Here is a 19,379-nt window from a genome sequence, read left to right on the forward strand (position 1 = left end):
AAGCCTCAAAGGCAATTAAAATTAATATTAAACAATTACTCCCCCTTTAGGGGGCAGGGGGGCTAAAACGCTATTCCCTTAAGTCGTAAGCCTGCGCGCTCGTCCAGCCCGAACAATAAGTTCATGTTCTGTACTGCCTGACCGGAAGCGCCCTTAAGTAAGTTGTCCATTATGCTGATAATGAATATTTTGTTGTCGTGTTTTTTTACCTGGATAAAGCATTTATTAGTATTCACAATTTGCTTTAAATCAATGTTGCGATTGGTTACATGCGTAAACGGATGACCATCGTAGTAGCTTTGGTAAAGTGCTAATGCTTCTTCCTCGCTCAAATCGCTCTCAGTATAAATTGAAGCAATAATGCCACGGGTAAAATCACCGCGATAAGGTACAAAATTGATAGCCTTATCAAAGCCGGCTTGCAACTGCCTTAATGACTGACCGATCTCATTTAAATGCTGGTGACTAAATGCTTTGTAAACAGAGAGGTTATCATTACGCCATGTAAAATGCGAGGTAGGCGATAAGCTTTGGCCGGCACCTGTAGAGCCGGTTGTAGCTGTAACGTGAACTTCGTTATTCAGAAAACCTTTTGAAGCCAGCGGAAGTAAACCCAATTGCAAACAGGTAGCAAAGCAACCGGGGTTGGCAATATTAGAGGCTGTTTTAATAGCCTCACGGTTCAACTCCGGCAAGCCATACACAAAACTTTTGCCGTTTAAAGTTGAGTTTTGGTTCAGTCTGAAATCCTGGCTTAAGTCAATGATCTTAACCGAATCGGGGATAACGTTTGCTTCCAGGAACTTTTTGGCGTCACCGTGGCCAACGCAAAGGAAAAGTACATCAATATCTGTAGATAATTCGGCCACAAATTTCAGATCGGTATCACCAAACAGGTCGGTATGTACCTGGTAAACATAGTTACCCGCGTTGCTGTTGCTGTGAACAAAAGCTATCTCCACATTAGGGTGATTGATCAGGATCCGGAGCATTTCGCCACCGGTGTACCCTGCTCCGCCAACTATACCTGCACGTATCGCCCCCCGGCCCCCTGAAGGGGGAGCAAGAGTAGCGTCATTATTATCTTTAAATTCAGTCATAATTTTAACAATTATTCCCCTTTAGGGGGTTAGGGGGCTAAATTTATCCGATCATTATTTGTAGATGGATATGAATATAAAATAAACTCGAGGTCGCTTCGGTCGTTATTGCTGATGAAATGCTTTTGACCCGGATGGATCTCGATACCCTGTTCGGGTTTTAATACGATAACCTCACCGTCTATCGAAAATGTAGCCCGCCCTTTTAAAATAAAAAATACCTGTGTGGCCTTTTCGTGGTAATGCAATTGCTCGGCAGTCTCTGGTGGCATTAACTCCTGTTTAACAGATAACGCTTCTGTATCAATGAAAGTCCAGCCATGGCAATCATCGCCCCAGTTATAGTGCTTTAAGCAGTCACCTTTTGAAAATACGCCCCCTCCGCCCCCTAAAGGGGGAACCGGAACGTTGGATTCATTGATTGGATTAGCCATTCTTTCTTTATTGAGCATTTGCTCCCCCTTCAGGGGGCTGGGGGGCGGCATTTACTTTATGATAGATCATTACCTGGTTACCAAATATTTTAGAGAACCCTTTAACGTCTTCGCCGCTCCAGGCGTTGTTCATTTCGCCGTAGCTGCCAAACTTGTTCGACATCAGATCGTATGGTGATTCAATGCCTACTGCCTGGAAGCGATATGGATGTAACTGAACAAATACTTTACCTGTAACGTTTTTCTGAGTATCGGTTAAAAAAGCCTCGATATTGCGCATGATCGGGTCATGAAACTGACCTTCATGCAGCCAGTTGCCATAGAAAGATGATAACTGATCTTTCCATGAAAGCTGCCATTTGGTTAGCACATGTTTCTCTAAAGTATGGTGAGCTTTGATGATCACCATAGGAGCGGCGGCCTCAAAACCTACACGGCCTTTAATACCGATAATAGTATCACCAACGTGAATATCCCTGCCAATGCCATAAGGCTGAGCAATAGCCTGTAAGGCCTGGATAGCTTTTGTTGGATGATCGTATTTTTCATCACCGATGGCTACCAACTCGCCTTTTTCAAAAGTAAGTACAAGGTCTTTTACTTCAGATGCAGTTACCTGTGTAGGCCATGCTTCTTCTGGCAGGCCAAGGTTTGAAGTCAAAGTTTCTTTACCACCTACCGATGTACCCCAGATCCCTTTGTTGATAGAGTATTTGGCTTTCTCGAAGTTCATATCAACACCATGTTTTTTCAGGTATTCGATCTCTTCTTCGCGGCTTAGTTTCAGGTCGCGGATAGGGGTGATGATCTTTACTTCAGGTACAAGGATGTTAAAGATCATGTCGAAACGCACCTGGTCGTTACCTGCGCCTGTACTGCCATGGGCAACAAATTCAGCACCAATTTCTTTAGCGTAGTTAGCAATAGCTGTAGCCTGGCTTACGCGCTCGGCACTTACAGATAGAGGATAGGTGTTGTTTTTTAATACGTTGCCGTAAATTAAAAAGCGTACGCAGGTGTTGTAAAAGTTTTCAGTTTCATCAACCACATGGTGTGAAGTAACGCCCATTTTATAAGCGCGTTCTTCAACGCCTTTTAACTCTTCCTCGCTAAAACCGCCGGTATTTACAATAACCGAGTGAACCTCATAATCAAGGTCCTGTGTTAAATAAATACAGCAAAAAGAGGTATCTAAACCTCCGCTATAAGCTAATACTACTTTTTTCTTCATGTTTTTGGTGAGCTTAAAGCTAAAGGCACAAGGCTTAAAGCTTTACTTATCAATTATGGTGATCTGTTTTATTAATTTACAGGTGTTAACCTTTGACCTAAATCCTAAACATCATGTTTTATACGTTTCTTTATGGCGTTCTCAATACGCTCAAGCAAAGTCGCTTTATGCGTAATGCGCTGCATTTTTTCTTCGTACTCTTTCTGTTTTTCTGCAGGATCAAAGAGCATGGCTGTGCACATGCAGTTTTTGCGGTTTTTGCTGGTTAAAATGTCAAAGTTTACGCAGCTTTTGCAGCCGGCCCAAAAATTTTCGTCCTGGGTTAGTTCTGAATAGGTAACCGGCTCGTAACCAAGCTCCGAGTTGATCTTCATTACCGCCAGACCTGTTGTTAACCCAAATATTTTGGCATTAGGGTATTTGGTACGCGATAACTGGAAAATGCGGTGTTTAATGGCCTTCGCCAACCCCGCTTTGCGGAACTGCGGATTAACAATAAGGCCCGAGTTGGCAACAAAGTCGCCGTGGCTCCAGGTTTCAATATAGCAGAAACCGGCCCAGGTGCCGTCTTTATGGAGAGCGATGACAGCTTTGCCCTCAAGCATTTTATTAGCAACATATTCGGGCGAGCGTGTAGCTATACCAGTTCCGCGCGCCTTGGCCGATTCGGCCATCTCATCGCAAATCATAGTGGCATAATCTACATGCTGTGCAGTAGCAACCTGAATATCAAAATCTTGTATTGTCATTTAAATAGATAATTACCGTGAAATTAATTGGCTTTATCAGCCTTAAATAATTAGATGGTTTTTTTAAAAAGACGTTTAAAAAACTCTTTTTGTGTGGACAGGAGAAAAATTAATTCAAACCCGCGGCATGTAGGTCCTTCGTCGGAGAGGGCAGTTTAAAAAAACAGTTGAACCCAAGGCAGCAGCAACCGGAGCAAAACTTGCTCTTGTAGCGGGCTTATTTAAGCTTGGTATATTCATTTTTTTTATTGAATTACTGTGTTTTTAATTTCGCTGCAAAATAGGCTATAAAATTTTATTTATACAAGAAAAAAATGCGATTATTTGCGGGTTGGTGAGTGGTTGATTAAGTTTATTGAGTGAGTAGTTTGATTTTGTCCGCAAAGCGTTGTTTCACAAATAGAACCATTCATCCAATCAACCTCATAAACCACTCACTTTTTCAACATAATATCCGTGATAATCATATCAGCATGAACACGCGAGTTTTCGATGAACCAAAGGTGGGTATCCAGGCCGCCGCAAACCACGCCTGCAAGGTATAAACCAGGCATGTTTGTTTCCATGGTTTCGGGGTTGTATTGGGGGATGAATTTATCTTCAGAAAGTATAATACCAAGCTTTTTCAGGAACTCAAAGTTCGGTTTATAGCCTGTCATCGCCATTACAAAATCATTGGGGATGGTGATTAAGCCTTCCGGAGTTTGAATATCCACTTCGTTTTCACGAATGGCCTCAAGATTAGCGTTAAAATAAGCTTTAATGCTCCCTTCTTTAATTCGGTTAATAATATCGGGTCGTACCCAGTATTTAACGCGGTTGCTCACTTCGCTGCCGCGGATCACCAGTGTTACCTCGGCACCTTTACGGTAGGTTTCCAGGGCCACATCAATAGCCGAATTGCTTGAGCCAACTACCACCACTTTTTGCAGGGTATAATAATGAGGGTCCTGGTAGTAGTGTTTTACTTTGGGCAGATTTTCGCCGGGGATATTGAGGTTAACTGCAATATCATAAAACCCGGTTGAAAGGATCACTTTTTTAGCCTGGTAGGTTGCTTTTTTTGTGGTTATGGTGTAAAAGCCATCTTCGGGTTTTACTTCAGTAACTTCTTCAAAAAGATGAATGGGCAGGTTATTTGAAAGTGCTACGCGGCGATAATATTCCAGGGCATCATTACGGGTTGGTTTGTTGTGTACGGTAACAAAAGGAACGCCACCAATTTCAAGCTTCTCGGATGTAGAAAAAAAAGTCATGGTAGCGGGATAGTTGTACAATGAATTTACAAGTGTGCCTTTTTCGACAATTACGAAACTTAAACCGGCTTTTTGAGCAGCAAGTCCGCAAGTTAAACCTATCGGGCCACCGCCAATAATGAATATATCGAGCATTTATATACAGTTAAGAAATTAAAGAAATCCTGAACCGGTGCAGGTTCGGGGCATGTTTGCCGGTGCGGCAAAAATAAGAAAATAAAAAAGGGTAAGCTACTTTTATCGCGCCGCTCAACTCTCTACCCTTGCTGCGTTCCCACCCTGGGGGAGTTCAAGAGGAGCTGGCCGTAAAAGACTTACCCCGGCGCAAATATAGAAAAAGGTAGCGTTTATGGTTAAGAAAATGTTAAAAAAGGCTTATCTGTTGATTTATAGATGGATAATTTTTAATTTGCCTTGCTATAGCTAGGTTATCGTACTTCGTTAACACGTTTTCATCTCCCCGAAATTCAAATTCCCGATAAGTTTTAGCATGTTGGTCAATATCCAGCAACAGATTTTTCAAAATCGTAAGCCGGTTAACAACAAATTTCACCTTCATTTCCCGCTTTTGAAAATGGGGCCAAAGCAGGTTAAATTGTTCGGGAGTGATAGCCCTTGCTACCGTGATATGGGGTATCGTGCTGCTGTCGCCAACAATACCCTTTAGTAATTTGAGCCAGTATTTATTTTGTTCGGTGAGTTTAAGCCGGGCAAAAATGGTTTTGTTATAATCGTTGCTCTCATTGAAGCAATCAAACCCATCTATCTCAAAAACCACAGGAGGCAACAAACTAAGTTTCCGGCTCAGGAACGAAAAGCCCTGAACGTCCACATCCAGTGGTTTGCGCGGATAATTGTTGATAGTGATGTGCGACCGGGCATGCATGCTGGGATAATTACCGATAACACGTTTTGCTTCGCTTTTTAATTTCCGGATCATAACATCTACATGATCAGGTATCGGGAGGATAAAATGATAAAATGCGTAGTCCATGATTGTTAAATTTTAAATGAATAAATTGATCTGATCAGGGTCGCCGGCTTTAAGCAGTTCCAGTTCATCGCGGGTATAACCCGGAGCGGTCATGTTTTTAAATTCAAAAACCTTAAACTTATTCCATTTGGCAAAGGCATCAAGTGTATCACGTTTTAATATGGTAAGTTCTTTAACCCAAAAAGGTTCCACCAATTTTTTATGCTTAAAATGAGGCCAAAGTATATCGAAATCTTTTTCGGCAATATCACGCACAACCGTTATATGTGGGATAATATTCTTTTTAATGCGCAGCTTCTTTTTTAAAGTGTTAAACCATTCGTCGGTAGCGGGTGTTGCACGGATGTTAGCATAAATGGTCATGCAGCTATGCAGATGGGTGAAATGATAAAAACCATCCATATGCAGCAATATCGGTGGCATGGTATTCAGGGCCTGTCCCATCAATTCCAGGTTTTTATCCGCCATAAAGGGCTTTTGCCTTTCCAGGTGCTGAACAGAAATATGAGCAGGCGAATCCATACTTTTATAACTACCGATAAGCCTTGCCGATGCTTTTTTGTAGCGCGCAATCTCATGCTTTACATTTTCGGGGGGCGATAATAACATCAGGTAATCCTCATACATACTCATTTGCTTCACAATTTCTATATGTCAAATATGCTAATAAAATTAGCAAAATACAAAAAATATTAGCATTTTTGGTATGTGGAAGTTAAACGTCATATTGTACACATTGATCTTGATTCGTTCTTCGTTTCGGTAGAGCGGAAGTTTCATCCTGAACTGATCGGTAAGCCTGTGATCATAGGGGGCTCGGCCGAAAGGGGAGTTGTGGCTTCCTGCAGTTATGAGGCGAGGGCTTTTGGTGTGCATTCCGCTATGCCTACCCGGCAAGCTTTAAAGCTTTGTCCGCATGCCATTCTTATTCGCGGTTCGCACGGGCGCTATGGCGAAGCCTCACGCGAGGTTACGCAGATCATTCACGATACGGTGCCCCTCTATCAAAAAACATCGGTTGATGAGTTTTACATTGATTACACCGGTATGGACCGCTTTTTTGATTGTTACTATGAAGCCACTAAGCTTAGGCAGAAAGTAATTAAAGAAACGGGCCTGCCCATATCCTTCGGTATGGCATCGGGCAAAACGATAGCCAAAATGGCCACTAACCAGGCCAAACCCAACGGACAAATGTTTGTAAAGCATGGTGATGAGCTAAAGTTCCTGGCACCGCTTAACATTGGTAAGATACCCGGCCTGGGCGAAAGTACCCGCAATAAGTTATATCAATACGGCATCGAAAAAATAGGTGATCTGCAACGCACCAATATTCGTTTCCTGGAAACTGTTTTTGGTAAATATGGTCATTCCCTTTGGGAAAAAGCCAATGGTATCGATCATAGCGAAATCGTTTCCCATTCCGACAGGAAATCCATTAGCACCGAACATACTTTTCATACCAATGTATCTGATCATCGCACACTTGAAACTACCTTAGTGTCGATGACCGAAGAGCTATCGTCCAAATTACGACGGGAAAACAAGCTTTCATCGTGCCTGGCTATTAAGTTGCGATACGGTAATTTTGAAACCCATACCCAACAACAAAAGATAGCACTTACGGCGGCAGAACATATCCTGATCCCCGGTGTAAAGAACCTGTTTAAAATGGCCTGGGACCAGCATCGGCCCATCAGGTTGATAGGTGTGCGGTTGAGTGATCTTTGTACGGGCAGTTACCAGATCAACCTGTTTGAGGATAATGAAGAGCGCATCAAACTTTACCAGGCCATGGATCAGATCAATTTCAAGTTCGGCGATAAAACCATCTGCCGGGCGGCAGGAATGGAGATTGGTACAAGGAATTTTAATCCGTTTATGCGCGGCTGACCGTTGATTGTTTTGTGACGAGTTAATTGTTTAAAAAAGGCGCAGGATTGTGCGATTCCCTCCCCTGGGAGGGTGTAGGGCAATGTCATTAAGTTAAGAGATTGACAAGCTGCACCAGAGGTGCAAAAGGTTTGTAGAAACCATTTTGAATAGATTTTTGGTGTGCCAGCGGTACACAACTCCGGTGTTCCGTACCTCTGGCACGGTTGTTATCGGTATAATATTTTGCTACAAACCTGTTCCCCCTCTGGGGGATTTTCCTTAACTTAATGACATTGGGGTGTAGGGAGGGGTTTCATTTACAGGTATAGCCGTTTTTGCAAAGGTGCATAAACCCCTCCCTGCCACTACACATTCCAGCCACACCCCTCCCAAGGGAGGGAATTAAAAATCTTCCGAACGCCGCTCGGCTCCAGCCGGGTGGCAACTATCAAACGGCCTCTGGCCGCCGTGGGGAATGTTCTTGTTTTCAACCAATGGTCAAAGGTTTTTTACCATTGGTCAAAGTAATTTTATGGGGCGATGGGTTGTGACTTCTTTTGATAAAAAAAGAAATCATGGAAACCACACAACGTCAAACTTACCTCGATTGGCTGAGGATCTTATCCATATTGGGGGTGTTATTTTTTCATTCGGCAATGCCCTTTGTTGCCGAAGATGGCTGGCACATCAAAAACCACGAAACCAGCAACCTGATGATGGAATCAAACCATTTTTTGCACCTTTTTCGCATGCCGCTGCTCTTTTTTATTTCAGGTACCGTGAGTTACTACATGATGCAGCGGCGCTCTACACTCAGTTTCATCGGCTTGCGTTTCCGCCGGCTTTTTATTCCGCTTTTGGTGGGCATGTTCATCATTGTGCCACCGCAGATCTACATGGAACGATTGGCCAATGGCTACAAAGGCTCATTCCTGGATTTTTATCCCAGTACATTTAACTTTCAGCCATATCCCAAAGGCAATTTCAGCTGGCACCACCTTTGGTTTATTGCCTATCTGTTTCTTTATGATCTCATCTTCGCGCCTTTATTCGCCTGGATGATCTCGTCCAAAAGCAGCGCCTTTAAACAAAAACTGGCGGTCTTGGCCGAAGGGAAATTGGTATATTTACTAATGCTGCCCGGCATCCTGTGGTTTACCTTCACCAGTTGGGACCTGCCCGAAACCAACGACCTGATCCATGATGGCAGTTACTTTGTTTACTGGCTATTATTTTTGCTGGCAGGTTTTATCTGTATCCTGCAGCCTAAACTAATGGACAGCCTTGAGCGCAACCGTCGTTTTGCCCTAACCATAGGCTTTTTAAGCCTGATGACATGGGAAGTCATGCGCTGGAACGGTATCGAACCATTGCATCCTCACTGGCCTTTTCAAAATATCGCTTTTTCGTATGCCTTTACCGCTTTACGGCCAACCATTGCCTGGGGATGGGTGCTTGCCCTGGTAGGATATGGCAAGCATTATTTTAACCGGACCCATCATGTGCTCAATTATTTAAACCAGGCGGTATATCCGTTTTATATATTGCACCAAACCGTTATTGTTTTATTGGCTTATTATATTGTGCAAACGCAAAATGAAAGCATCCTTTCAAAATACATTTATACCGTGGGCATTACCTTTTTTGTAACGGTGCTTATCTATCATTTACTAATACGTCCGTACGCGTTAACCCGGTTTTTATTTGGTATGAAACCCAGGGATACACGTAAATCAATTATTGAACTACCTGCAGAAGAAATAAAGCCTGTTGAAGCGCTTTCTGCATGAAATTTTTAATTTAACGGTATGAAATTTTTCAGGAAGTACATTTTTCCGGCATTGTATGGCTTATTGGTATATTTTACCGTAAGGCTGTTGCATGATACTGACATTGGTCAGCATTTTTGGGAAAGGGATTTTTATGTTAATGCCATTGAAATGGCCTGTTCAATATTGGTGGGCTATTTGGCAATCTATATTTTTGAACGGCTTTTTAAGTACTATGACAGGCACCGGACGGTACAGCTATCCTACGGGGCTGTAGTGCGGGAACTGGCCATATTGGTGGGAGCAAATTTGATATTAGTGAACGTCGTATTTGTTCCGATGGTCATGGCTCTGCACGTAAGCCAGGGCATAGATGAGCTGATACCCTGGGCAGATGTGGCTGATATTAACATGATCCCCACTTTGTACGCTATTGTTTATTATGGAATTGCACGTAGCAGTACCTGGCTAAAGGCTTATGTAAATAATAAGATGCAACTGGAAAAGCTCACCAATGACCAACTGGAAACTGAATTGAAGTTTCTAAAAGCTCAATATCATCCGCATTTTTTATTTAATGCCCTGAATACTATTTATTTCCAGATGGATGAAGATGTGCCCGGTGCCAAAAAGAGTACCGAATTACTATCGAGCCTGTTGCGTTATCAGCTTTATGACCAACACCAGCAAGTGCCCGTTAAGCAGGAGCTGGAGTATCTTGAAAATTATATCCGCCTGCAGCAGATCAGGGCGAGCAGCAAAATGCGGCTCAGTGTTAATTTTGAAGGATGTTTGACGGATCAGCTCATCTATCCCCTGCTTTTGCTGCCACTGGTTGAAAACGCCTTTAAATATATAGGTGGTGAATATAAAATAGCCATTGAAGGCTGCATTATTGACAATAGATTTGTTTTTAAAGTTTATAACGATGTGCCGCCGAATATGAAAGCGCCCGATAATTACAGCGGTATTGGTTTGGAAAACTTAAGCCGCAGGCTGCAATTGCTTTATCCGGATAAACATAAACTAACCGCTGGCCGCGAAGAAGATCATTATACGGCAGTACTTGAATTGAATATATAAAAGATGGCATTAATTAGCTGCATTATTACCGACGATGAACCCTTTGCCCGTAAGGGCCTGGAAGGCTATGTTAAAAAAGCGGGTTTTTTTGACCTGAAAGCACAATGTGAAGATGCAATGGAACTGGGGGCGTTGCTGGCCCGGCAACAGGTAGACCTGCTATTCCTGGATATCCAGATGCCGCATTTAACCGGGGTTGAATTTATTCGTTCGTTGCCCAATCCGCCAAAAGTGATCTTTACTACCGCGTTTAAAGAATACGCTACAGATGGTTTTGACCTGGATGTGCTCGACTATCTCCTTAAACCTATCCCGTTTGAGCGCTTTATGAAGGCAGCTTTTAAAGCCAAGGATTACTTTGATTTAAGAAATAACTCGGAAGTTTCTGATTATCTGTTTGTTAAAAGCAATGGTAAGCTCGAAAAGATAATTTTTGACGAAGTGTTGTTCATTAAAGGCATGGAAAACTATGTAGAGATTTATACCCCTGCACGTAAGATCATAACCCACAGTACCCTGCGGGCCTTTGCTGAAAAATTGCCTGCGCGTAAATTCATGCAAACCCATAAGTCATACATTGTTGCCAACAATAAAATTACATCGATAGAAGGGAATATGCTGCACATTGGCACGTTTGAGGTACCTATTAGCAGGCAGCTTAAAGATCAGGTGATGCATACGTTGATTAATCAGTCCAGGTAGCAATAATAGGATCAAAAATTTTTACACGAATTATTTTTCTCGCTTGCCACAATTAATCGAATTGCACAAATTTTTCAATAGCGTAGATTTGAAATTCGTGTAATTCGATTAATACGTAAAAATTAGTGTGAAAATTTCATATTTCTTCGCTTTTTCTTAGCATAGATTTTTAAAAGTGATTTCCCTGTGGATAATTAAAACTATTTTGTAATATGCATTATTCTTCTGTTGTATTACTTACAAAACCTCATGGGCGGCAAAAAACTGTTCAACGCTTTATCCATTTTTTTAACGGCCGGCCTATGTTTAGCCGGCAATATTTCATATGCTCAAACCGGTGTCGACAGTGTAAAACTGGCCATCGAACCATCTTATAATAATGTAAGCGGTACCCACCAATTTTTTTTAGGCGATAATTACCGTAAGCTTTGGGCGGCACCCGTCACCTTGCCGGTATTTCACCTTACCGCCGAAAAGGGTGGACTTAAAATATTGCAAAGGGGTGGGGGCAAACAAACCAAATCATTACGCCTTCAGGATCCTACCGGCCAGCAATGGGTACTGCGCACCATTCAAAAGTATCCTGAAAAAGGCCTGCCTGTTGATCTGCGGCCAACGGTAGCCAAAGATATCCTGCAAGACCAGGTTTCGGCCGCGCATCCCTTTTCGGCACTTACCGTACCGCCGCTGGCCGAAGCGCTTGGCGTTCCGCATTCCAACCCTAAAATTGTTTATGTTCCTGATGATCCTGCTTTTGGTGAGTATCAAAAGGATTTTGCTAACCAGGTGTTTTTGTTTGAAGAGCGGGAGCCGCTCGATGCCGAAAAAACGGATAATACCGAAAAGGTACAGCGCAAGCTACGGGATGACAATGATAACCGGGTTGACCAGAAGACTGTACTTCGCGCTCGTCTGTTAGATATGCTTTTGGGTGATTGGGACAGGCACGAAGACCAATGGCGCTGGGAAAAAATAGATGGTAAGCACGAAACCGTTTACGAGCCTGTTCCGCGTGACCGTGACCAGGTGTACTATAAAACTTCGGGCGTATTGCCCTGGATAGTAGCACATCAATGGCTCAAATCAAAATTTCAGGGTTACAGTGACGAGATCAGGGATATCAATGGATGGAATTTCAATGCTCGCTATTTCGACCGCTATTTCCTGAACCAATTGAGCGAAGACGATTGGAAAGAACAGATAGCCTATGTGCAAAGCAAACTGACCGATGACCTGATCAAAAAAGCGGTGCATTTAATGCCCGATACTATCTACAAACTTTCGGGGCCTGAGATCATCAGCAAAATGATAGTGAGGCGTAACATCCTGCAAAAACAGGCACTTGAATATTATAAATTCATCTCCATATATGTAGATGTACCAGCGAGTGATAAAACGGACAAATTTACTGTGGCTCATGAAACTAATGGTGACATTACGCTTACTATAAATAAGATAAAGAAAGACGGCAGCGTTGATAAGGTTACCTACCAGCGTACTTTTAAACCAGATGTTACCAAAGAGATAAGAATGTATGGCTTTGATGGCGACGATTTATTTAAGGTGACGGGCTCAACGCCATCGCCCATAACTGTGCGGATGATAGGTGGGGAGGGGATGGATACCTTTGCGGTTGACAGCAGTTTAAATAACAGGGGCAGAATGTATATATACGACCGTTCGGATGAGAAAAATGTACTGCCTTCGTCATCGCTGGCTAAAAACCGTACATCAACAGACACGGCGGTAAATAGCTATGATAAAACTGCCTTTAAGTTCGACAGGTTTGAGCCAATTATCCTGGCCAATTACAGCAATGATATCGGTATTTTACTGATTGGAGGCTTCTCATACGAGCGGCATGGGTTTCGTAAGGAACCGTATGCTTTCCGCGAAGAATTTTTGACCAATTATTCACTGGGGCGTAAATCATTTTTGTTTACCTATACCGCCGACTGGAAAAAAGCAATCGGTGAAAACGACCTGAAGATCAACCTGCTTTCGCGAGGGCCAAGCAACCTGAGCAATTTTTTCGGAATTGGGAATAACACCGTTTTTGAAAATAAGGACGACAGGAAGATCTCGTACTATCGTAACCGCTATGACTATGTTACCGGCGACGTTTCCCTGCACCGCAGTTTTGGAGACCTACATGTAAGCGCCGGCATTGCGGGCCAATTTTACAACAGCAAAGCATCAAACAATACCGAACGATTTTTGAATGGATATAATGCCGCGTTTCCGGATGAGAAGGTATTTGGGACTAAGGTCTACGGCGGCTTAACAGCTAATGCAACGGTTGACACGCGGAATAAACTGATCATCCCAACACAAGGCATTTTGTGGACAACCACCGCAAGCGGCTTTAGCGGCGGCGGTTCTGGAAGTTATAACACCTACGGGCAGGTATTGTCTGAGTTTAGTTTCTATTTAAATCCCGACAAGGACTCGGTATTGGTAATAGCTAACCGAACAGGATTAGGTACTACGGTAGGTAACGCAGCCTATTTTCAGCAGATGAAACTTGGCGGGGCACAAAATTTCCGGGGTTTTCATACCAACAGGTTTACCGGTCGTACCATAGCCTATAACAATCTTGAACTTCGACTGAAAGTGCTTGATTTTACTTCATACCTGCTCCCCGGCTCATTCGGCCTGATCGGCTTTAATGATGTAGGCAGGGTGTGGGTGCCGGGAGAATCATCGGATAGGTGGCATGATGGCTATGGCGGTGGTTTGTATATCATCCCTGCTCAGCTGGTATTGATTGAGGCTGTAATGGGCTTTTCAAAAGAAGGATCGTTGCCTTATATATCTATTGGGTTTAGGTTTTAGATGAAGAAACGCCCGTTCAAGCGTCCACGCTTGAATGATTTTTTTGCAGGAGCGTCCACGCTCGTGGTTAAATGTTAAGCGTGGACGCTCAACATATGGCATGGGTTCAAGCAGAGGACGCTTGAACCTGCTAAGATTGGACATGTTAAAAGCGTTCAGCTTTAGCTAAATTAACCGCATTTTTTGGTGGCTCTGTTCTGTCAGTACCTTTCGTTTAATTTAAAGTTTGAGCAAAAAATCCAGAAAAACAGCCAAAAATCACCAAAAAACAGGGGGAATAAAGTGCTTTTTTGAAACGCATGTTTTTTATTCTTAAAAGTTTTATCCATTGATTATCAGATATTAGTGGTGTTTCGCGAGATATATTAAATCATTGATTTTCAGTTTGTTTCATTTTTAAGGTGTTTCGTGTTTTTACACTCAAAAAATGGAACAGTTAAAAAACGTCGTCTGCATTATTTCATTTTTTTATGGAGAATGGCGATTTTGGGACAGGCTCTTTTTTACAATTCTCCCATAAAAATAATTACACTATCAGTCCCATAGATTACCTGCTTTTATATATTTGCATATGAATCACCTCATAGCACCATCTATCTTAGCGGCCGATTTTGCCAACCTGCAACGCGATATTGAAATGATCAATAACAGCGAAGCCGACTGGATCCACGTTGATATTATGGATGGCATGTTTGTTCCAAATATCTCTTTTGGCTTTCCCGTTGTAAGTGCTGTAAAAAAACACGCCACCAAGCCGCTTGACGTACACCTGATGATAGTTGACCCCGATCGTTACCTTAAGGCGTTTAAAGATGCCGGAGCCGATAGTATTACTGTGCACCAGGAAGCTTGTCCGCATTTGCACCGCACCGTTCAGGCTATTAAGCAATTAGGCTGTAAAGCGGCTGTCGCCATTAACCCGGCTACCCCTGTATTTATGCTGGAGGATATTGTCGCCGACCTGGATATGGTTTTGATCATGTCGGTTAATCCGGGTTTCGGGGCTCAGCACTTTATTGATAATACTTATAAAAAGATCAAAGAACTCAGGACACTAAGTGCCGAAAAAAATCCTGACCTGCTTATTGAGATTGACGGTGGGGTAGATGCCAATAATGTAGCAAAACTGATAGAAGCCGGTGCAAATGTATTCGTTGCGGGCACTTCAGTGTTCTCTTCGGCCAACCAGGTGGCCGCAATTTCAAAACTCAAACATCCCTAAAAGTTATTATAATGATAATAATTAAACCAGCCTTGTAGGGTTAGTTTAATTATTTGCAATCAAAGGCCCGTTTGTTGATTAATTGTATATTTTTTCAAAAAATGTAAATAATGTCTATATATTTTGTCAAATTAATTAACTTCGGCCCAACAAAATACAAACTTCCTAATAGTGTATTTAGAACCTACAATTCGTTAATATTATGAAACATAATTTTGGTGCCGGACCTGGCATTCTACCACACGAAGTTTTAAAGCAAGCTTCAGAAGCAGTTATTGATTTTAATGGTACTGGACTCTCTTTGCTTGAAATTTCGCACCGATCAAAAGAGTTTGAGGCCGTTTTAGACGAAGCTGTTAGCCTGGTAAAAGAATTATTCAACGTTCCTGAAGGTTATTCGGTATTGTTTCTGCAAGGTGGCGCCAGCACCCAATTTGCTTTAGCTCCTTACAACCTGTTACCAGAAGGCGGCAAAGCTGCTTATGTGGAAACCGGTGTTTGGGCTAACAAAGCTTTAAAAGAAGCCAAATATTTTGGCGAAGTACAAATTGTAGCTTCATCAAAAGAGGCCAACTTTACTTACATCCCTAAGGATTTTCAAATCCCGGCTGATGCTGCTTATATTCACATTACTTCTAACAATACCATTTACGGTACACAGTTGCAGGAGTTCTTTAAATCGCCAATTCCGGTGGTTTGCGATATGTCGTCAGATATTTTCAGCCGCGTGGTTAACGTTGCCGATTTTGGTTTGATCTATGCCGGTGCTCAGAAAAACATGGGCCCTGCAGGTGTTACTTTGGTTATCGTAAAGGATGATTTGCTGGGTAAAACCGGTCGCAAAATCCCTGCAATGTTTAACTACCAAACTCAAATTGAAGGTGGTTCAATGTACAACACTCCTCCGGTATTTGCTATCTACGTATCAATGCTTACCCTTAAGTGGTTAAAAGCAAAAGGCGGTGTGCCGGCAGTTGAACAGGAAAACATTACTAAAGCACGTGTACTTTACGAAGAAATTGACCGCAACCCTTTGTTCAAAGCAGTGGCCGCTGTTGAAGACCGCTCAAAAATGAACGTTTGCTTCGTAATGGAAAACCCTGAACTGGAAAAACCATTCCTGAAACTTGCTGAAGAACGCGGTATAGTAGGCATTAAAGGCCACAGGAGTGTAGGAGGTTTCCGTGCCTCAATTTACAACGCATTGCCAATAAGCAGCATCTATGTGCTGATTGACGTAATGCAGGAATTTGCTGAAAAGAATAAATAATTTATTTCATTAGGTCATTGAGTCATTATGTCATTTTTATGGCAATGACTCAATGACCTGATGACTCAATGACCAAATAAGATGATCAAAATATTAGCTAATGACGGTATCGACCCGATAGGTAAGAAAATGCTGGAAGATGCCGGCTTTTTCGTTGATACCAACAATATCCCACAGGACGAGCTTCCTGAAAAATTAAAAAACTATGATGCTATTACTGTACGTAGTGCAACAAAAGTACGTAAGGCATTAATCGATGCTACCCCTAACCTGAAATTGATCGGTCGCGGTGGTGTAGGTGTTGATAATATTGATGTTGATTATGCCAAAGAAAAAGGCATTGGTGTTTACAACACGCCAGCATCTTCTTCATTATCAGTTGCTGAATTGGTATTCGCCAGCTTATTTGGAGCTGTACGCTTTTTGCCTGATAGCAACCGTAAAATGCCTGTTGATGGTGGTACCAAATTTAACGACCTGAAAAAAGCTTATGCTAAAGGCGTTGAGCTTCGCGGTAAAACTTTAGGTATCGTAGGTTTTGGTCGTATCGGCAGGGAAGTAGCTAAAATAGCTATCGGTGTTGGTATGGATGTTTTGGCTTATGACCTTTTTGATTTCAACCCTGAGCTGGATCTTGTTTTAGGCGGTGGCACTACTGTTAAAGTATCTGTAAAAAAATCGACGCTTGAGGAAATCATCACTACTGCTGATTTTATTACTTTACACACTCCATTTATCGACAAAGCTCTTTTTGGTGCTGAGGAATTGGCTAAAACTAAAAAAGGTGTTGGCCTGGTAAACATCTCACGCGGTGGTTTAATTGATGAACTCGCTTTGGTTGACGCTTTAAACAGCGGCCAGGTTTCATTTGCAGCACTTGACGTTTTTGACAATGAACCAACCCCACGTGCCGAGATCTTGACCCATCCAAAAATTTCCCTGACCCCACACATTGGTGCTGCTACCAATGAGGCCCAGGAAAGGATTGGTGTTGAGCTTGCGAGCTTAATTATCGGGCATTTCAAAAAAGCATAACACGAATTTGCTATAATTAGAGCGAATACAAACTATAAAACAAACGGCACGAATTGATGAAATTCGTGCCGTTTGTTTTATATATCTTATGTAATTGCGGGCGTAGCACGGCAATCGCATGCTATACAGGGCCGCTATGCTTCCGTACGATTGCTTCGATCACTGCCGCGGGTTTCGCGCGGCGTAACCCGTGGTTTAAAATAGTTTGAGTTTTCAACTCAAGTGGAAAGGGGCTAAAGTTGAAAACTTTAGCCATAGGCAGCCACGGGTTACGCTGCGCTAAACCCGCGGCAGATATTACTTATAATTTGTGTAATTCGCTTTAATTCGGGAGTGTTCGTGTTATATAATATACGACACACCTTTCTCCGGTAAAGTCACTCCATAACCTTCTTTCTCAAGATCATTGGCTAACAGTTGCATACTTTCACCTTCGCCATGCACCAGGAATATGTGTTTGAGCTTTGCTTTATCAATGGCTTTTACGGTATTCATCAGGTCGTCATGGTCGCCGTGGGCACTTAGTACGTCGGTTTGTTTAATGGTGGCATAAACGGCCAGTTCACGGTCTTTAATGTGGACAATGGAATCTCCCCGCAATAAACGATGACCTAATGTACCTTTCGCACAATAGCCTATGAAAAGAATGGTGGCGTAATAGTTTTGGATATTGTAAAAAAGATGGTCCTGGATGCGGCCGCCTTCAAGCATTCCTGCGGATGAGATAATGACACAAGGCTCCCAGTAATTGGAAATTTGCCGGCTGTCCTTCAGCGTTTCTACATAGGTAAGGTTATCAAACTCAAATTCATCACCGCGTTTTTGGTAAAACTCCTGGGCTTCCTGGTTTACGTGGTTATGGTATTTCCTGAATACTTCGGTAGCCTGTGTAGCCATCGGACTATCAACAAAAACTTTAACCGGCGGCAGTAAGCCGGTACTGAAGACCTTGTTCAACGTATAAACCAGTGATTGTGTACGCCCGATGCTGAATGCCGGAATGATCAAACGGCCCTGCTCTTTAATACAGGCTTTTTCAATAACCTCTATCAGGGTTTGCTCAACCGTTTTATCCTTACTGTGGTAGCGGCCACCATAGGTTGCTTCCGAAACCAGGAAATCAACAGGAGGGAGCGGCTGCGGATCATTCAATACCGGATAATTTTTCCTGCCGATATCGCCGGTAAAGGCTATTGATTTTTCTTCGCCTTTATCATTTACTTTAAATACGGCTGCCGCCGCACCTAACAGGTGGCCTACCGGTACAAAAGTCAATTCGATATCGCCGGTAATTCTAAACGGTTTGTTAAATCCTATGGTAACAAAGCGTTCCACTGTATCCATAACATGTTTTTGCATGTATAATGGTTGGGCATGGGTATTAAATTTGCCCCTGCCGCGTTTGTGATGGCCGCCTTTGCTTGCTGCTTTGCGCATGAAGATATTTACAGAATCGAGCAAAAGTAATTCTGTTAAATCTGCCGTAGGAGGGGTGCAAAGGATCTGCCCTTCAAAACCTAAACGGATCAAGGTAGGCAGGTTGCCTGAGTGATCGATATGGGCATGGGTAAGTACTACCACGTCAATGTCTTCGGGCCGAAAAGGAAAGTTTTCGTTAGATATGATACTGCGGTCTTTTTCATAATCAAGCCCGCAATCCACTAAGATTTTATATTGTCCAACCTCGAGCAAATGCATGCTCCCGGTTACTTGTCGGGCCGCGCCGTGTATAGTTAGTTTCATTGTTTTAAGTCTATAGTCCATAGATAATGGGCCATAGTGCTCTTATTCCTTTATGATTTCGTTAAATATCGATTATTTATT

Annotated in this window: 16 protein-coding genes and 1 other RNA gene; 8 read left to right on the forward strand and 9 right to left on the reverse strand. The window is 42.6% G+C overall.

Translation table 11 applies throughout. From position 1 onward, the window contains the following. Positions 1–62 precede the first annotated feature (62 nt). The 8 genes from argC to MusilaSJ_RS00420 all read right to left on the reverse strand — a co-directional run bounded on the left by argC (position 63) and on the right by MusilaSJ_RS00420 (position 6,397). A complete protein-coding gene (gene argC / locus MusilaSJ_RS00385; RefSeq protein ID WP_274988107.1) occupies positions 63–1,100 on the reverse strand; it encodes an N-acetyl-gamma-glutamyl-phosphate reductase in 1,038 nt (345 codons plus the stop codon). 29 nt (positions 1,101–1,129) lie between these two features. Continuing rightward, the gene (locus MusilaSJ_RS00390) at positions 1,130–1,534 is read right to left on the reverse strand and encodes a cupin domain-containing protein (protein WP_274988108.1); all 405 of its coding nucleotides are present in this window, start codon (positions 1,532–1,534) and stop codon (positions 1,130–1,132) included. Positions 1,535–1,541: 7 nt separating this feature from the next. Then, positions 1,542–2,765 carry an argininosuccinate synthase gene (gene argG, locus MusilaSJ_RS00395; RefSeq protein ID WP_274988109.1) on the reverse strand — a complete coding sequence of 408 codons (1,224 nt, stop codon included), beginning with the start codon at positions 2,763–2,765 and terminating at the stop codon, positions 1,542–1,544. Between the two features lie 104 nt (positions 2,766–2,869). After that, positions 2,870–3,514, reverse strand: coding sequence for an N-acetyltransferase (locus MusilaSJ_RS00400; RefSeq protein ID WP_090527097.1), 645 nt, complete (start codon positions 3,512–3,514; stop codon positions 2,870–2,872). Between the two features lie 434 nt (positions 3,515–3,948). Continuing rightward, a complete protein-coding gene (locus tag MusilaSJ_RS00405) occupies positions 3,949–4,905 on the reverse strand; it encodes a YpdA family putative bacillithiol disulfide reductase (protein ID WP_274988110.1) in 957 nt (318 codons plus the stop codon). 86 nt (positions 4,906–4,991) lie between these two features. Then, positions 4,992–5,090: signal recognition particle sRNA small type (ffs, locus tag MusilaSJ_RS00410), an RNA gene on the reverse strand. A gap of 44 nt (positions 5,091–5,134) precedes the next feature. Then, positions 5,135–5,764 carry a 2'-5' RNA ligase family protein gene (locus MusilaSJ_RS00415; protein ID WP_274988111.1) on the reverse strand — a complete coding sequence of 210 codons (630 nt, stop codon included), beginning with the start codon at positions 5,762–5,764 and terminating at the stop codon, positions 5,135–5,137. A gap of 12 nt (positions 5,765–5,776) precedes the next feature. Continuing rightward, positions 5,777–6,397: a 2'-5' RNA ligase family protein gene (locus MusilaSJ_RS00420; protein ID WP_274988112.1), complete on the reverse strand. Its 621-nt coding sequence runs from the start codon at positions 6,395–6,397 to the stop codon at positions 5,777–5,779. 75 nt (positions 6,398–6,472) lie between these two features. Between MusilaSJ_RS00420 and dinB the strand changes: the two genes are divergently transcribed. From dinB to MusilaSJ_RS00460, 8 genes are all read left to right on the forward strand, one after another. Then, positions 6,473–7,657, forward strand: a complete 1,185-nt coding sequence (gene dinB / locus MusilaSJ_RS00425) for a DNA polymerase IV (RefSeq protein ID WP_274988113.1) — start codon at positions 6,473–6,475, stop codon at positions 7,655–7,657. Between the two features lie 557 nt (positions 7,658–8,214). Further along, positions 8,215–9,429 (forward strand): acyltransferase family protein, encoded by a 1,215-nt coding sequence (locus MusilaSJ_RS00430; RefSeq protein WP_274988114.1) that lies wholly within the window; start codon positions 8,215–8,217, stop codon positions 9,427–9,429. Positions 9,430–9,447: 18 nt separating this feature from the next. Then, the gene (locus tag MusilaSJ_RS00435) at positions 9,448–10,491 is read left to right on the forward strand and encodes a sensor histidine kinase (protein WP_274988115.1); all 1,044 of its coding nucleotides are present in this window, start codon (positions 9,448–9,450) and stop codon (positions 10,489–10,491) included. A gap of 3 nt (positions 10,492–10,494) precedes the next feature. After that, positions 10,495–11,193 carry a LytR/AlgR family response regulator transcription factor gene (locus tag MusilaSJ_RS00440; protein ID WP_274988116.1) on the forward strand — a complete coding sequence of 233 codons (699 nt, stop codon included), beginning with the start codon at positions 10,495–10,497 and terminating at the stop codon, positions 11,191–11,193. 249 nt (positions 11,194–11,442) lie between these two features. Further along, positions 11,443–14,028 carry a BamA/TamA family outer membrane protein gene (locus MusilaSJ_RS00445; protein ID WP_274988117.1) on the forward strand — a complete coding sequence of 862 codons (2,586 nt, stop codon included), beginning with the start codon at positions 11,443–11,445 and terminating at the stop codon, positions 14,026–14,028. A gap of 571 nt (positions 14,029–14,599) precedes the next feature. Further along, positions 14,600–15,250 carry a ribulose-phosphate 3-epimerase gene (gene rpe / locus MusilaSJ_RS00450; RefSeq protein ID WP_274988118.1) on the forward strand — a complete coding sequence of 217 codons (651 nt, stop codon included), beginning with the start codon at positions 14,600–14,602 and terminating at the stop codon, positions 15,248–15,250. A gap of 202 nt (positions 15,251–15,452) precedes the next feature. Further along, positions 15,453–16,520, forward strand: coding sequence for a 3-phosphoserine/phosphohydroxythreonine transaminase (serC, locus tag MusilaSJ_RS00455; RefSeq protein WP_274988119.1), 1,068 nt, complete (start codon positions 15,453–15,455; stop codon positions 16,518–16,520). A gap of 81 nt (positions 16,521–16,601) precedes the next feature. Next, complete coding sequence (locus MusilaSJ_RS00460) at positions 16,602–17,555, forward strand: D-2-hydroxyacid dehydrogenase (RefSeq protein WP_274988120.1); 954 nt, start codon at positions 16,602–16,604, stop codon at positions 17,553–17,555. A gap of 342 nt (positions 17,556–17,897) precedes the next feature. Here the strand turns inward: MusilaSJ_RS00460 and MusilaSJ_RS00465 are convergent, their stop codons facing one another. Continuing rightward, positions 17,898–19,298: an MBL fold metallo-hydrolase gene (locus tag MusilaSJ_RS00465; RefSeq protein ID WP_274988121.1), complete on the reverse strand. Its 1,401-nt coding sequence runs from the start codon at positions 19,296–19,298 to the stop codon at positions 17,898–17,900. Positions 19,299–19,379 lie beyond the last annotated feature (81 nt).

This window comes from Mucilaginibacter sp. SJ, from assembly GCF_028993635.1.
Classification (GTDB): domain Bacteria; phylum Bacteroidota; class Bacteroidia; order Sphingobacteriales; family Sphingobacteriaceae; genus Mucilaginibacter.